Origin of the sequence: Halomonas sp. SpR1, from assembly GCF_031010175.1 — a bacterium.
Lineage (GTDB): Bacteria > Pseudomonadota > Gammaproteobacteria > Pseudomonadales > Halomonadaceae > Vreelandella.
Map to the genome: position 1 here is coordinate 140,764 of NZ_JAUAMB010000008.1, position 14,769 is coordinate 155,532.

At 56.1% G+C, this 14,769-nt stretch carries 13 protein-coding genes; 7 read left to right on the forward strand and 6 right to left on the reverse strand.

Features of this window, described 5'->3' with window-relative positions:
• Positions 1–8 precede the first annotated feature (8 nt).
• The 3 genes from iolG (at position 9) to QT231_RS08480 (ending at position 2,747) form a co-directional block, all read left to right on the forward strand.
• Positions 9–1,004 carry an inositol 2-dehydrogenase gene (gene iolG, locus QT231_RS08470; RefSeq protein ID WP_308336472.1) on the forward strand — a complete coding sequence of 332 codons (996 nt, stop codon included), beginning with the start codon at positions 9–11 and terminating at the stop codon, positions 1,002–1,004.
• A gap of 74 nt (positions 1,005–1,078) precedes the next feature.
• The gene (iolB, locus tag QT231_RS08475) at positions 1,079–1,882 is read left to right on the forward strand and encodes a 5-deoxy-glucuronate isomerase (RefSeq protein WP_308336473.1); all 804 of its coding nucleotides are present in this window, start codon (positions 1,079–1,081) and stop codon (positions 1,880–1,882) included.
• Positions 1,883–2,006: 124 nt separating this feature from the next.
• Positions 2,007–2,747: a sulfite exporter TauE/SafE family protein gene (locus QT231_RS08480; protein WP_308336474.1), complete on the forward strand. Its 741-nt coding sequence runs from the start codon at positions 2,007–2,009 to the stop codon at positions 2,745–2,747.
• Here QT231_RS08480 and QT231_RS08485 read toward each other — a convergent pair.
• Both QT231_RS08485 and QT231_RS08490 read right to left on the reverse strand, forming a co-directional pair.
• Positions 2,712–3,455 (reverse strand): HAD-IB family hydrolase, encoded by a 744-nt coding sequence (locus tag QT231_RS08485; RefSeq protein ID WP_308336475.1) that lies wholly within the window; start codon positions 3,453–3,455, stop codon positions 2,712–2,714. The two genes, QT231_RS08480 and QT231_RS08485, sit on opposite strands and share 36 nt — an antisense overlap.
• A 125-nt stretch (positions 3,456–3,580) precedes the next feature.
• Positions 3,581–6,256 (reverse strand): EAL domain-containing protein, encoded by a 2,676-nt coding sequence (locus tag QT231_RS08490; RefSeq protein WP_308336476.1) that lies wholly within the window; start codon positions 6,254–6,256, stop codon positions 3,581–3,583.
• A gap of 190 nt (positions 6,257–6,446) precedes the next feature.
• Between QT231_RS08490 and QT231_RS08495 the strand changes: the two genes are divergently transcribed.
• Positions 6,447–7,601, forward strand: coding sequence for an HDOD domain-containing protein (locus tag QT231_RS08495; protein WP_308336477.1), 1,155 nt, complete (start codon positions 6,447–6,449; stop codon positions 7,599–7,601).
• A 79-nt stretch (positions 7,602–7,680) separates the two neighbouring features.
• On the opposite strand, the gene QT231_RS08500 is transcribed toward QT231_RS08495, so the two are convergent.
• The 4 genes from QT231_RS08500 to QT231_RS08515 all read right to left on the reverse strand — a co-directional run bounded on the left by QT231_RS08500 (position 7,681) and on the right by QT231_RS08515 (position 11,821).
• A complete protein-coding gene (locus QT231_RS08500; RefSeq protein ID WP_308336478.1) occupies positions 7,681–8,985 on the reverse strand; it encodes a TRAP transporter large permease subunit in 1,305 nt (434 codons plus the stop codon).
• A gap of 74 nt (positions 8,986–9,059) precedes the next feature.
• Positions 9,060–9,623 (reverse strand): TRAP transporter small permease, encoded by a 564-nt coding sequence (locus QT231_RS08505; protein WP_308336479.1) that lies wholly within the window; start codon positions 9,621–9,623, stop codon positions 9,060–9,062.
• Between the two features lie 177 nt (positions 9,624–9,800).
• The gene (locus QT231_RS08510; RefSeq protein WP_308336480.1) at positions 9,801–10,784 is read right to left on the reverse strand and encodes a TRAP transporter substrate-binding protein; all 984 of its coding nucleotides are present in this window, start codon (positions 10,782–10,784) and stop codon (positions 9,801–9,803) included.
• 56 nt (positions 10,785–10,840) lie between these two features.
• Positions 10,841–11,821, reverse strand: coding sequence for a LysR family transcriptional regulator (locus tag QT231_RS08515; RefSeq protein ID WP_308336481.1), 981 nt, complete (start codon positions 11,819–11,821; stop codon positions 10,841–10,843).
• Between the two features lie 359 nt (positions 11,822–12,180).
• Between QT231_RS08515 and QT231_RS08520 the strand changes: the two genes are divergently transcribed.
• From QT231_RS08520 to QT231_RS08530, 3 genes are read left to right on the forward strand one after another with little or no spacing between them, the layout of a single operon-like run.
• A complete protein-coding gene (locus QT231_RS08520; protein ID WP_308336482.1) occupies positions 12,181–12,933 on the forward strand; it encodes a 5-oxoprolinase subunit PxpA in 753 nt (250 codons plus the stop codon).
• On the forward strand, positions 12,930–13,634 hold the full coding sequence (pxpB, locus tag QT231_RS08525; RefSeq protein WP_308336483.1) for a 5-oxoprolinase subunit PxpB: 705 nt from the start codon (positions 12,930–12,932) through the stop codon (positions 13,632–13,634). Before QT231_RS08520 ends, pxpB begins: the two co-directional genes overlap by 4 nt.
• A complete protein-coding gene (locus QT231_RS08530; RefSeq protein WP_308336484.1) occupies positions 13,631–14,581 on the forward strand; it encodes a biotin-dependent carboxyltransferase family protein in 951 nt (316 codons plus the stop codon). The genes pxpB and QT231_RS08530 overlap by 4 nt, the downstream gene beginning before the upstream one ends.
• Positions 14,582–14,769: the final 188 nt, after the last annotated feature.

The following is a 14,769-nucleotide window of genomic DNA, read 5'->3' on the forward strand; positions in this document are numbered from 1 at the left end:
GAGAGCTTATGAAACTCGCACTTATCGGCGCTGGACGCATCGGCAAGGTACACGCCCAGGCCATTCATTCACACCCGAGCGTTACCCTGGCCGCCGTGGCTGATTTTCATCAGCCTGCTGCAGAAGCCCTGGCCGAGCAGTACGCAAGCCGCGCGATCAGTGTCGATGATATTTTCGCCGACGACACCATTGATGCAGTGCTGATTGCCTCCAGCACGCCCACCCACGCGGAGTATCTGGAACGTGCGGCACGTGCAGGCAAAGCAATTCTGTGCGAAAAACCCATCGCCCTGGATTTAGCCCGCACGCGAGATGCCCTGCAGGTACTCAGTGAACACCCGGTGACCTGCGCATTAGGCTTTAACCGTCGCCACGATCCCCAATTTGCAGCGCTTAAACAAGCCATTACCCAAGGGCGTATTGGGGCACTGGAAACCCTGACGATTATCAGCCGCGATCCCTCTCCTCCACCAGCCGAGTATGTGGCTGAGTCCGGTGGGCTATTTCGCGACATGATGATCCATGACCTTGATATGGCCCGGTGGCTGCTGGATGAGCCAATCGAAAGTGTTTTTGCCGTCGGCAGCAGCATTATCGACCCAGCCATTGGTGAAGCGGGTGACGTGGATACCGCCATGGTCACCCTGACTACCGCCAGTGGGAAACTTTGCCAAATCAGCAACTCACGGCGTGCCAGCTACGGCTACGACCAGCGCATCGAAGCGTTTGGCAGCCAAGGCATGCTCCAGGCACAAAACGAGTCTGATACCCGGTTACGCTTTACCGGCGAGGCAGGGCAAGTGGAAGACAAACCCAAGTGGTTCTTTTTAGAGCGTTATGCAGAGGCTTATCGATTAGAGATTGGCGACTTTGTCGATGCCTGGCGCGAAAAGCGTACCCCTCTGGCAGGCGCCCAGGATGGGTTAGAAGCATTACGCTTAGCCGAGGCAGCGGAGCGCTCGCTACGCGAAGGGCGCAAAATTCTGCTTGATGCTTCAGTTTAAGCAGCCTCGTAAGGTTTTATTTTCAAGACGTTTGGCTGACCAGACCGTCACCGAACCGTTAGGAGAAGCGAATAATGACTTCACTACTGGTACACCCCACCGCCCCGAATGCGCAAGGCACCGTGATTGACGTTACTCCCGCCTCCGCTGGCTGGACGCATGTCGGCTTTCGGGTACATAAACTCGCCAAGGGCCAGCGCCTGGAGGCCAGCAGCGATGATCAGGAACTCTGCCTGGTACTGCTCACTGGTCGCGCCAATGTGGTCTGCGGTGAGCACCGCTTTGATGATATCGGCAAGCGTATGGATATCTTTGAGCAGATTCCGCCCTATGCGGTTTACCTGCCCAATGGGGTTAGCTACGCGGTGGAAGCGACCACCGATCTTGAGCTGGCCGTGTGTGCGGCCCCAGGGCATGGCAATCATGCGCCACGCTTGATAGCGCCTGACAACATCAAGCAGAGCACCCGCGGCCAGGGCACCAATACCCGCCATGTGCATGATATCTTGCCGGAAACCGAGGCTGCCGATAGCCTGCTGGTGGTCGAAGTATTCACCCCCGCGGGCAACTGGTCGAGCTACCCACCGCACAAACACGATGCGGATAACTTACCCCACGAGTCGCAGTTGGAAGAGACCTACTACCACCGCATTAATCCCGCCCAGGGCTTTGCCTTTCAGCGCGTCTACACCGACGACCGCAGCCTTGATGAAACCATGGCGGTAGAAAACGGCTGCTGCGTACTGGTGCCCAAGGGGTATCACCCCGTTGGCGCTGCCCACGGCTACTCGCTTTATTACTTAAACGTGATGGCCGGCCCCAAGCGGGTGTGGAAGTTCCACAACGATCCTGATCACGAGTGGCTAATGAAGGCTTGATGGAGCGACGCTTCGCCCGCTAACGTTCATCTAATGCTATGCTGTTGCCCCGCTTCTGCGGGGCTTTTTATTGACCCTGATATCCGCGAACTGATAACCGAGAATTGATAACCGAGAGAGGCGCATGCTCCCCGACTACTCCGTGATCGCCTGGCTGCTGATCCTGTTTTCCGTGTACCTGACCGGCGTTTCAAAGGGCGGTTTTGCGGGGGGCTTTGGCACGCTTTCGGTGCCGCTGATGGCGCTGGCAATCAGCCCGGCCCAGGCGGCAGGGCTGCTACTGCCGCTATTGCTGGTGATGGACGTATTTGCCGTAAAAGCCTGGTGGGGGAAGCAGTCAGCCGCAGAGGTTTGGCGCTTTGTACCGGGCTTATTCATCGGCGTTGCAGTGGGGACGCTGCTGTTTGACAGCTTAAGCGAACAGGGCTTGCGCCTGATACTGGGCGTTATCACCCTGCTGTTCGCCGCTTACATGCTACTCAAGCCCGTCGCTAAAAAGCCCATTTCTTCCCGCTGGGCGCTGCCCGCGGCGAGCGTCTGCGGTTTTACCAGCTTTATGGCCCATGCGGGCGCGCCGCCTCTGAACGTCTACCTGCTGCCGCGCAAACTGTCTAAAGAGACCTTCATCGCCACCTGCGCGGTGTCGTTCGCAGTAGTCAACGTGATCAAGTTAGCGCCTTATATGTGGCTTGGCGAGATCAACGTCACCAGCGCCTGGGCATCCCTGCTGCTGGTGCCCATCGCCTGGATCGGCGTACGTAATGGCCTATGGTTGCAAAGCCGCGTCAACGAAACGATCTTTTACCGGCTGGTGATTCTGGCGATGTTTTTAGTCGGCTTTAATCTGATTTACCAGGCTATTTAGAGGATGCTGGTGAGGACGACTTAACGGCCGGTTTTCCGTTCGCCAGTCTAAGCGCCGCCACCCTTCAACGCTAGCCACCTCGGCCAGTACCGGGTCTGGGTTAACTGCCACGGGGCAATCCACGTACTGCAACAACGGGAGGTCGTTGCGGGAGTCTGAGTAGAAGGTGGTGTGACTCGGGGTGATCTGTTGCTCGGCCAGCCACTGCTTCAGACGCAGTACTTTGCCGCCGCGATAGGAAAAAACCCCTTCGCTGCCGCCGGTATAGCGTGGGTCTTCATTAATGCCGTGCTCCACGCTGAGTTCCACCGCTAGCACGTGTTCAATGCCCAAGGTGGATGCAATTGGCTCGACCAGGTGACGCGACGAGGCGGAAATCAGCACCAGCGTGTCACCTGCCTGGCGATGCGCTTCCAGGCAGGCCCAGGCTTGATCAAAAATACGCGGCTGCAGGTGGGTAGCGACGAAGCGCTCGACCTCTTTCTGTACATCTCTTACCCGGCGCCCGCGTAGCGGCGCCAGGGTCATGGCTAAGTACTCTTCAAGCTTCAGCTTTCCGGCGTGATAGGCCTGGTGCATTTGCTCCGCTCGTGCCATAAAGGCGTCGGCATCGCTGATCCAACCTTGCTCTATCATCCATAAATTCCAGCGGTCGCTGCAGTCTCCATCCAGGAGGGTGTCGTCAAGATCAAACAGGGCCAGGCGCATGGGGCACTCCTTTCATCGCGGGTTGGCGGCGCGTAGGGTATGCCAAAGGTGATGACAAGACGATGACGCTGGCATCAAGACGCGTCGATACACAAGCGCAATAACAGCCTAGCAATAATAGAAGGCTAAGTAGTCAACCACTGCACCGCAAACTCATCCGCCGGTAGCGGGCGGCCAAACCAGTACCCCTGGGCTTCATTACAGCCCATTTCAGCCAATAAACTTGCTTGGTCGCGAGTTTCAACGCCTTCGGCCACGGTCTTCATCTCTAGCGCTTTTGCCATGGCGATAATGGTCTGCACGATGGCACGATCATTTTTGTTTTCGAGCATTTCGCGCACAAAGGAGATATCAATTTTCAGCGCGTCGGCAGCGAAGCGCCGCAGGTAGGAGAGCGATGAGTAGCCGGTGCCAAAATCATCGATAGAGAGTGCATAGCCAGCTTGGCGCATGGTGTGGGTAATCTCAACGGCCTGATCTGGATCGCGCATAAAATCGCTTTCGGTAAGTTCAAGGGCGATAGCGCTCGGTGAAACCCCGGAGGTGAGTTGCGCAATGTGGCTGGTGAGTTCTGGGTCGGCAAACTGTTGGGCGGAAATATTGATCGATAATCTCCCAGGCAACCCTCCCCCAGGCTGATTATGCCACTCCATTAACTGCCTAGCAGACGCCTTCAGCACCCAATCACCAAGGGCGCGAATCAATCCGCGCTCTTCGGCCAGGGGAATAAACTCACCGGGGCTCACCCAGCCCCACTCGGCGTCGTACCAACGGCACAGGGCTTCTGCGCCGGTCAACCGGCCACTGGCAAGATCCACCTGGGGCTGAAAGTAGAGCTCTAACTGATGTTCACTGATAGCGGCGTTGAGTCGCTCCGTCATCCGTTGGCGCCGCTGCAGTGCATGGCGCATAGCTTGGGTATAGGGGCAGATACTTTTTTCGCGACGCTTAGCGTGATGTAAGGCGATGCTGGCAGCGTTAAATAGTTCGCCTGCCTCGGCCACATCCTGAGGGTAATGGGCAAATCCGATGCTGACATCGAGTTGGAAGGCACGACGCTCCAGATAAAGCGGCGGCTTTACCGCTAAGCGTAGCTGCTCGACAAGATGACCTATATCACTAGGGACGGGGCGAACTACCAGCAGGGCAAATTCGTCACCTGACAAACGCGCCAGCGAACCATATGAGCGGCTAATCTGCTCTAGACGTTCAGCCACTTTGACCAGCAGTTGATCCCCCACTTGGTGGCCATGAAGATCATTAACTTCTTTAAAACGGCGGATATCCAATAGCAGCAGCGAAAGCCCATGCTCACCTTGCTGCGCCTCTTTCCACATCTGCGCTAATAGCTCCATAAAACGGACACGGTTTGGTAAACCGGTGGTGCTATCGGTATAAGCTAGCTGATGCATATGACGGTGGTCGCGGCGGCGTTCAAGCTCTGCCGCAGCACCGGTGGAGAGGATTTGTAGCACCGAGGTGGCGAACGCATTAGTCGTCAATGGCTGGCGGTAAAACACCATCATCACGCCAATGGCTTCGCCGTTGGCATTATCCAAACGCCGCCCAATCCATGCCCTTGTCGGCAGCAATGTGCCTGGCAGCATTAGCGGCGGGCCGTCATGCATGACCGCTTCACGCTCCAGCACTACCTGCTCGCAGGGTGAGCCTCGTAGCGCAAAGGTGTGCTTATCTCGCTGCACGCCTTCAACTACCATGCTGACGGTCGTAGCCTGCCCATAGACGCTCTCATCGCCCTGGGGGGAAGTATGCAGCAGCGCAATAAAGCCAGCGTCAGCTTCCAATACCTTCACCAAGGTAGCAATCAACTGCTGAAAATAGCCGTCCCCCACCTGAGTGGTGACCGTAGAAGCCACTTGAACTACGGCGTTTTGCACCCGCTGCGACTCTTGCTGGTCGGTCACATCAGAGATAAAGCCTTCCAAACAGACGATTTCGCCTGTTTCATCCCTAACGGCCTGGCCTTGCTCCCACATCCAGCGGTAGCCGCCGTCGCGATGGAGCAGTTGGTAGGTCACGCGGTAAGGGCGATGAGTGGCAATGGCTGATTGCACCTCGCCATAGAGCCTGCCTTGATCATCTGGGTGAATCAGGGCAGCGAAGCTGGTCAGCCGATTATCTTGCAATTCGTCTGGCCGATACCCGGTTAATGCTTCGGCTCCCCGGCTCACCACTTGCATTGTCCAATGACGGTCATTCAGACAACGGTAGGCCATGCCCGGCAGGTGGTTGAGCAGCGTATCCATGCGGCGCTCGCTTTCTCGCGCAACCGCTTCGCTTTTTCTTAATGCCTGTTCCGCCTTTTGGCGATCCAGCTCAGCCCCCGCCTGGGCGGCGGCGATTTGCAGAACCTCACCGGCTAAATTATTCAACTGCATCGGGGAGTTTTTAAGTACCGCTAACAAGCCTATCAACGCGCCATCAGCCGCATAGAGTGCCCGACCCAAGTAGCTCTCGGCACCTAATTCACAAAGCAGTTTATCGTCAGGAAAGCGTGACTGAACATTACGAAAGTATAGGCAGGGCTCTCTCCCCAACGCGGTTTCGCAAGGCGTACCGGTTAGCGGGTAAGTAATATTGCTAAGCAAGCGGCCATTTGACCAGACCGCTAGCGTCTCAGCCTGGTTGCATTGTGTAACATCGGCTACTAGCACATGATCAACGCCGAGTATCGCCGCTAAGCGCTCCACCAGCGTTGCGTAAAAGCGGGGGCTACCGCTATGTCCTACGCATTCTGCCAACTGGCGAAATATATCGGCCGGGCCGTTCCTTGTGTGCATCGTTGCATTCACTTTTTAGTTCTGGAGCAGCTGGGGCGCCTGCCTCTAACCTCATAGAGTATAGCGACTTACCAAGCATAAACCGCTCTTGTTCACCCATAACAACCTCAATTTTACTTGGCTATATGGTAAAGTTAAGGCATCACATCATGATGGCTGGCCACTACGCTAAAAGTGCGCAGGAGATAACGTGACTAAAACATCGACCAAGGATGAAGCGCTTTACGTAATGCTCACTGAAGCACTGCCTGGTTTTTTAATCAGCGATTTCCTCAGGTGCCAACGCTTACCTTCGCTGCCCTCAATCGCATTACGCATCCTCAGGTTAACGCAATCTTCGAAAACGACTATCAACGATGTTGCCGAGACCATTGAGCATGACCCAGCGTTAACCGCTCGGTTAATATCGCTCGCCAATAGCGTCCACCTCACCCGCTCCGCCAACTCGACACAAACGTGCCTTGAAGCCATCCAGCGCTTAGGACTCGATGCCACATTAACCGTCGTGTTGAGCTTCAACCTTTTTCAACATCCCAGTAAAGGGCCGCAGCATACGTATATTTGGCAGCGATCGATTCTGTCTGCGTTGATAGCGCGCCAGCTTGCCGAGCAAGTGTGCCCTAAACTGGCAGGCAATGCCTTTACGGCAGCGCTGCTACAGGATATTGGCATATTGGCGTTGAGTGCGACCTACCCTGAACAAGCAGACGAACTCTATAACGATAGGACTATACCCCATGACCATCTTATTCAAGAGGAGCAGCGTTATTTTGGTTGTGACCACCCCGTTATAGGGGCTTGGCTAGCCGCCAAATGGCGGATCCCCTCCACGCTGGTCAATACCATACGTTTTAGCCATGCCCCCTATAAAAGCGATAGAGCAAGCGATAGTACTGGTGATAGTGCTGGTAATAGTACTGGTGATAGTACTGGCGATAGCACCGGGAATAGCTTGCTGGACATGTGCGTTCGCCTATCCGGCCCGGTGGCGGATGCCTACCTGTCGCCTACTCCAGAAGAGCGCCTTACCACCCTGATAGTCGATTTAAGCACGACAAAAGGGCTACCCCCTGTGTCAATTAAAAACGCTCTCCAGGAAGTTCAGCCTAAAATGGAGTTAATCGCTCAGACCCTAATGATGGATGCTCCCGCTTCTATTAACCCCAAAGAGCTGCTTGAAGATGCTCAACAGCTCCTGCTTAACCATACACTCATACTCAACAGCCGCAGAGAAGCGCAGTCAAAAGCACTCACGATGCTACGCAAAGGGTATAGCGCCCCGGATGGGCTCAACAAAGACATAGCTTTCAAAAAGCTCAATAAACAATCCCGCACTAAGTCTTAAATCGCTGACCGGAACATAAGCGCCATCAAGCACTCCGGCCAGCGCGTTTTTTCTAGAACAGGCTTCTTTTATCAGTGCCTCACTGCGTCATTGCCTGCGGTAGGTAGAGGGCAATGCCAGGGAAGATATGCATTAAGGCAATCGCCAATAACATCAACAGGAAAAACGGCAGCGTGGCTTTGGTAATGGTTAGAATATCTTTACCGGTTAGCCCCTGGATCACGAACAGGTTGAAACCCACCGGCGGGGTAATTTGCGACATTTCAACCACCACGACCAGATAAATACCAAACCAAATCAGATCGAAACCGGCGGCGCTCACTAACGGCATGATAATCGCAGTGACTAGCAGAATCAGCGAAATGCCGTCGAGAAAACAGCCCATCACCAGCAGCAGTAAGGTGAGCGCAATCAGCAGCATGGTGGGTGATAGCCCCATTTCACCAATCGCCTGGGCCAATTTCATGGGCACCTGGGTAAAACCCATGGCCGAGGTCAAAAACGAGGCGCCAGCAATAATAAAAGCGATCATGCAGGCGGTACGCACAGCGGCAAACAGCGAGCTTTTAAAAATCTCGCGATCAAAGTGACCGTTAAAGCGCGCAATCACGATCGACAACACCACACCGACTGCCGCGGCCTCGGTGGGCGACGCCAAACCGCCATAGATCGAAAAGATAATCCCGCCAATCAGCAGCAGAATAGGCACCAGTGACCAGGTATTGCGCAGCTTTTCGGCAAAACTCATACCGGATTCATCTGCGCCGGTAAGCCCTTGGCGGTTGCCCTTGAGTAGCGCCCAGAGCACTAGATAACTCATAAACATCGCCAGGATCATCAGGCCCGGGCCAATACCGGCCATAAACAGCCTGGAGATTGACTGCTCGGTGACCACGCCGTAGACAATCAGTACGATTGAGGGCGGAATCAACAGCCCCAAGGTGGAAGCGCTGGCCAGGGTACCAATCGCCATATTGCTGTCGTAGCCCCGCCGCTCCAGCTCCGGCAGGGTCATTTTGCCCACCGTGGCACAGGTGGCGGCCGAGGAGCCGCACACTGCCGCAAACATGCCGCTGCCAATGATATTGGTATGCAGCAAACGCCCCGGCAGGCGGTTTAACCAGGGCGACAGGCCACGAAACATATTGTCAGCAAGCCCGGAGCGAAACAGAATCTCGCCCATCCAGATAAACATCGGCAGTGCAGTGAGATCCCAGCCGTAGCTGGCGCCCCAAAAATCGGAGGCCAGGATAGCCCCTGGGGAGAATGAGCTGAAGAACTCAAGCGCTATCCAGGCGGTGCCGATCAGCGCAAAGGCGATCCACACCCCGCTCCCCAGGAGTACCACAAGGGTCAATATAGTGGCGAGACTTAGTAGCAGCACAAGGATCTCTCCAATTCAGGCAGCAGCGAGGTTAACAGAGATGTCGTTTCAACAGACTGGGTGAAAATCGCCATTTAGTGGCCCTCGCTGTCATCTGGGGCCGCCGCTTCGCGAAAGCTCGCAGGGTCACGAATGGCTATACGAACCGCCATAAACAAGGCTTCAGCAAGCGCCAGGCACAGCAGCCCAACGCTTGTCGCGAGCACGAGTTGAGGAATCCACAATGGAATCGATACAAATCCTGAAGACACGTCATTATACTGTATGCTCTCTCTCGCCAGGCCAATCAGGCCGTAACTGAGCACCAGGCTGATCGCCAGGGCGACGATGAGGCCAAACACTTCAAACCACACACGGATTGACGGTGGTAGCCGAGTGATCAACAGCGTCACGCGAATGTGGGCGTGATGCACAAAGGTGTAGGCCAGCCCCAGAAAGGTCGCGCCGACCAGTAGGTAAGAAGCAATTTCCGAAACGCCGGTAATACTCAGACCCAGGCGGCTTAGGCCCACCAGCACCAGCAGGGCATCTAGCAGGCGAAAGGTCACCTGCAGCGCTATCAGCGTACAAATAGCGACCATACACGCTGCCGCACCCCAAGCCCCCAGGCGATAGAGCTTGTCGAATTTAAACGTCATGTTCGCAGCCTCAAGAAGCGCGTGGGAGAAGCAGGTACGGCGACATCGCCACCGCACCTGCAGACAACATCACGACAGAGCCCAGTTAAACGAGTACTTGGGCTAACCAGTAGGTAGGTTAAACAGTACTTAGATTAACCATCACTTAGATTAATTAGAACTTAGGCTAAACGATGCTTAGCTATCGCGCTGCTCACGGTAGCTTTCCAGCGCCTGTTTGGCTTCATCATCGGCACGTGACTGCCAATCTTCGAACAACTGATCACCGGCCGCCTGAAGCGCTTCTGAAATAGCGTCGTTAGGCTCAGAGACCGAGATACCGTTCTCTTGCAAAACGGCAAGACTGGCATCGTTATCTTCGCGGCTCATTTCCCAACCCCGTTTTTCAGCTTCAGCGGCGGCTTCCATCAGGGCTGCCTGGGTCTCCTCATCCAGGCCATCAAAACTACGTTGGCTGATAAACACAATATTCTTCGGCAGCCACAGCTTGGCGTCGGTGTAATCCGTCACGTAATCCCACGCGGCCATGGAATTGCCGGTGGAGCTTGAGGTGATCATGGCATCCACACGCCCGGTGCTGAAAGCGGTAGGGATATCAGACTCCTCTGTTTCAGTCGGGCTACCGCCCAGATTATCAATGAAACGCTGGGTATTAATGTTAGGCGCACGGACGCGCAAACCTTCAAACTGCTCGGGGTCGGTGAGAGGCTCTGCGGTATAGATACCTTGTGCAGGCCAAGCGACTGCGTAGAGCGGAATCAACCCTTCATAAGCGAACAGTTCGGTGATCATCGGTTTGGTGGCTTCCCACAGCGTATAGGCATCGTCGTAGCTTCCCGCCACACCTGGCAGCGTATCCACTTCGAAAATGGGGTCATCGTTGGAAAGAACCGAGAGGAATACTTCACCTGCATCAATAGTGCCACGGCGCACCGACGGCTTAATCTCACCATGTGAGACCAGCGAGCCGCCGCTATGCACGGTAATGGTCAGCTCACCGTCGGTCGCTTCTGCTACATCTTCAGCGAACTGTTTGTTGTTTTGGGTATGAAAGCTGGCATCCCCGTAAGGTGTCGCCATCGTCCATTCTGCGGCGTGAGCCGACACCGTTAATCCGCAGGCGGTCGCTAGTAGCAGTGAAGTCGTGATTGTCTTGCGCATCGTGAGAACCCTCTTGTTTCTATTAATAGTGTGGTGCTTCTGATAGTGCGTTGCTTCTAGTGCATTGCTTCGGTGGTACCAGAGGAGGCGCGGGTAGCAACCCAGCGCCCGGAGAAAAGTGTTGTTGTCATATCAGCACGCCGCGCCTGGGCGTAGCGGCAGGCACACTGCTGGGCCAAGCGGGCAACGCCTCGGCAAAAGCGCGGATGATTCGCATTGCGCCATATCGCATCATAATGCATGGCCGGTAACGGCACCGGCAGTTCAAGGCGGTAGAGCTCCCCCCGCTGCCACTCATCCAGCACCGTAGCCACCGGCAGCGCGCCGATTCCTAACCCTTCGGTGGTCATGCGTACAATCGTCATCAAGGTACTAACGCTATGAATACGCGGGCTGGCCACGCCCTGCTCTGCCAGGTAACTCACCAGCTCGGCATAAGGGCGCGCCTGCTTACCAAACGAAATAAACGGCAGTTGTTTACCCCAGGCGGCGGCACTTTCACTTAGCAGCTTGGCGTGCCGGGGAGAGACAAACATGCCCATCTCATAGGGGCTGAGTGACTCGTACTCGATCTGCTTCTGCGGCGAATAGCCATTCATCGCCAGCACAATATCCAGCTCATTGCCCAGTAGCCGCTCATTCAGCACCGGCGAATAATCAACCGTCAGTTCTATGGTGAGACGCGGATACCGCTCGGTGAGCCTGCGCATAAAGTCGGGAAACCAGCTATGGGCAATGGTTTCAATCGTGCCGAGCCGAAGTGGTGCAGAAAAAGCCTCTTCGCTATCGAATAGCTTCATTGCCTCATCGCGTTGGTGCAACATTCGCTCAGCGTGGACAAAGAACTCACGACCGCGCATGGTCGGCTGGATAGGCCGAGCAGACCGTTCCAGCAGCAATTCTCCCACCGTGGATTCAAGGCGTGAAATACGCTCAGAGACGGAAGGCTGGGTAAGGTGCAGGCGGGTCGCCGCCTTACGGAAGGAGCCAAGCCTTACCGCCCATACAAACGCCTCAAGTTCCTTAAAATCGAGCATAGTGACTCGCCTACCCATGACCTTCTAAAGTGGAAAACACCGTTGCGCCGTTGCATCGTTACTGCCGAGGGTTACCACACAGCTAGCATGTCACTATGCAACTTTGAGACCACTCCCGACAGCGCAACTCGACCAACGTTATTATCACGCCGCGCCTATACTGTGATAAGCGTATCGCCCCTCACCGTCAACCATTTTTCAATAAATAACAATATGATAGGAGAGCCCGATAGTTAGTATCGACAAAAACGATTGGCACTGAGCAAACCGACTTCATATATTGGTGTTGGCTTCGCATTTTGCTTCAGCCAAGTGAAAGCACTAATAACTGAAAGCCCCCATAACTAACAGGAGTCGCCATGGCTATCCCCCTGCTTAATTGCGATATGGGCGAAAGTTTCGGCAACTGGCGCCTCGGCCTGGATGCCGAGGCGATGCCTTACGTCGATTGCGCCAATATCGCCTGCGGCTTCCACGCCTCTGACCCCCACGAGATGCGCCGCACCGTCAAACTAGCGGTTCAAAATGACGTGCGTATTGGCGCGCACCCTGGCTACCCGGATTTGATGGGGTTTGGGCGACGCTCCATGGCCTGCTCGCCGGAAGAAGCGGAAGATATGGTGCTTTATCAAGTGGGGGCATTGGCGGGCATATGCCAAGCCGAAGGCACTCAGCTAAGCTACATCAAACCTCACGGTGCGCTGTATAACGACATGGCCGCCAACCCGGCGCTACTGGAGGGCGTGATGCGCGCGGTGCGGGCTTACGACCCCAATTTGCCACTCATGATTATGTCCACTGCCAATCCCGAGCCGCACCGCGAGCTAGCCGCCAAAATGGGCATTACCCTGTGGTTCGAGACCTTTGCTGATCGCGCCTACGACGCCAACGGTCACTTGGCCTCACGGCGTTTACCCAATGCCGTTCACCACGACCAGAACACCATCGTCAATCAAGCCGTTATGCTGGCCAAAGGCGAGCCGCTGACCGCACTTGACGGTACCCAACTGCAGTTAGCCTGCGACACCCTCTGCGTTCACGGCGACAATCCTGAGTCCGTGGCTGCCGTTCGCGCTATCCGCGAGGCCTTTCAGGCGTTGGAGCAGGCGTGAAGGTGCGCATTGAAACCGCCGCCATGGATGCCCTGATGGTGCGCCTGTTCGACGCCATCGACGAAGCCAATATGGCCTGGGTCATCGCCGCCGACCAAGCGCTGCGTAACGCCTTTGGGAACGCGTTAATTGACCTGGTGCCCTCTTACACCACGCTGTTGCTGCATTACGACTGCCAGCAGTTAGCCCATAGCGAGGCTATGCAACTTATTCACAAGGCGCTTTCAGGCCTTACCCCTGTGGATACAAAAGCCGGTGAGCTCCACGACATCCCGGTGTGGTACGACGAAAGCGTGGGCCCTGAGCTGCCCCTGGTCGCCAAGCGCGCTGGCATCAGTGTGGGCGAGCTGATTAATCAGCACTGCAACCACGACTACTGCGTATTCGCACTCGGCTTCGCGCCCGGCTATGGCTTTATGGGCTTGGTAGACGAATCGCTCGCTACGCCGCGCCTGAAAACGCCGCGGCGAAAAGTTGCCGCCGGAAGCGTGGGCATCGCCGATCGTCAAACTGCCATTTACCCACTGCTCTCGCCGGGCGGCTGGAATATTCTGGGTCGCACCAACGTGCCGCTGTTCGAGCATGCCAAGCGCGGCGATCCGCTTTTCCGCCCCGGCGACAAGGTGCGTTTTAGAGCAATCTCCCGGGCGGAGTTTGAAGCGGACGGTGGTGATACCACGCCCATGGAGGAGCGCCCATGAGCAACGTCACCATGAACGATGCACAAACAGGCATGGTGGTTAAACAAGCAGGCCCACTGGCATTGATTCAAGATGCTGGACGCTTTGGGGTCGGCCATTTAGGCGTTACCCAGGGCGGCGCCGCCGACTGGGTTGCCTTTAACTGGGCCAACTGGTTGCTGGGCAATGCGTTAAACAGCGCCGCGCTGGAAATCGTTATGGGCGGCGGCCTGAGCTTTGAAACCGAACGCGAGGTGCGCCTGGCACTGACCGGTGCGGATCTGGACGCCCAACTTGATGGCAAGCCGCTGGCCCCGAACGTAAGCTTTAAGCTACTGCCCGGCCAGCGCCTGGAGTTCCGCCAACCGCGCCACGGCCTGCGTGCCTACCTCGCCTTTCCCGGCGGGTTAAACGCGCCAGAAGTGCTAGGCAGCCGCGCCTGCACCGCCCGCGAACAAATCGGTGGCCTGCATGAAGATGGTAAGCCCTTAAAAGTGGGCGACCGTTTAACCTGGAAAGGCACCGACCCTGCACTACGCCGAATTCCAGAAGGCCAAGGCCCACTTATGCCCACCTCGGGCTGCCGCTTGCCTATCGTGCTCGGTTCGCAAATCGCTTCGTTTAGCGGTCGAGCGTTATTCCAAGCGTTCAACCACCCCTGGACAGTGGATAACCGCGCCGACCGCATGGGCGTCCGGCTCACCGGCCCCGCGCTACACGGTTCGCTTACGGGGATTATTTCCGAAGGCATTCCGCTGGGGGCGGTGCAGGTACCGCCGGATGGTCAACCCATCGTACTGATGAACGACCGCCAGACCATTGGCGGCTACCCGCGTTTAGGCGCTCTCACCCCGATGGCCTGCGCCACGCTTTCCCAATGCCTGCCCGGTACCGAGGTGTGGCTTACGCCGGTCAGCGCCAGCCAGGCGCAGGAGGATTATCGTAAGCAGTTAAAAGCATGGATTTGAAGTAGTCCGCAAAAGCATATGAACGGTCTGATCAACCCTATGCGGGGGTGGTGTAAACCCATATATGGTCTCCTCCCTGCTTGCAAGGCTTCGGTCATCGATGCAGGAACAGGTTGCTGCCATATATCCGGCCTGTGCATGAGGCGTCGTCTCCTGGCGCCTCTGGCCCCGATGAGTATCCGCGCATA

Excerpts from the sequence above, each read along its gene's own strand:
- QT231_RS08485 (WP_308336475.1), bottom strand. The coding sequence starts at position 3,455 with ATGCGCCTGGCCCTGTTTGATCTTGACGACACCCTCCTGGATGGAGAC.
- QT231_RS08530 (WP_308336484.1), top strand. The coding sequence starts at position 13,631 with ATGAGCAACGTCACCATGAACGATGCACAAACAGGCATGGTGGTTAAA.
- iolB (WP_308336473.1), top strand. The coding sequence starts at position 1,079 with ATGACTTCACTACTGGTACACCCCACCGCCCCGAATGCGCAAGGCACC.
- iolG (WP_308336472.1), top strand. The coding sequence starts at position 9 with ATGAAACTCGCACTTATCGGCGCTGGACGCATCGGCAAGGTACACGCC.
- QT231_RS08480 (WP_308336474.1), top strand. The coding sequence starts at position 2,007 with ATGCTCCCCGACTACTCCGTGATCGCCTGGCTGCTGATCCTGTTTTCC.
- QT231_RS08490 (WP_308336476.1), bottom strand. The coding sequence starts at position 6,256 with ATGCACACAAGGAACGGCCCGGCCGATATATTTCGCCAGTTGGCAGAA.
- QT231_RS08505 (WP_308336479.1), bottom strand. The coding sequence starts at position 9,623 with ATGACGTTTAAATTCGACAAGCTCTATCGCCTGGGGGCTTGGGGTGCG.
- QT231_RS08510 (WP_308336480.1), bottom strand. The coding sequence starts at position 10,784 with ATGCGCAAGACAATCACGACTTCACTGCTACTAGCGACCGCCTGCGGA.
- QT231_RS08520 (WP_308336482.1), top strand. The coding sequence starts at position 12,181 with ATGGCTATCCCCCTGCTTAATTGCGATATGGGCGAAAGTTTCGGCAAC.
- QT231_RS08515 (WP_308336481.1), bottom strand. The coding sequence starts at position 11,821 with ATGCTCGATTTTAAGGAACTTGAGGCGTTTGTATGGGCGGTAAGGCTT.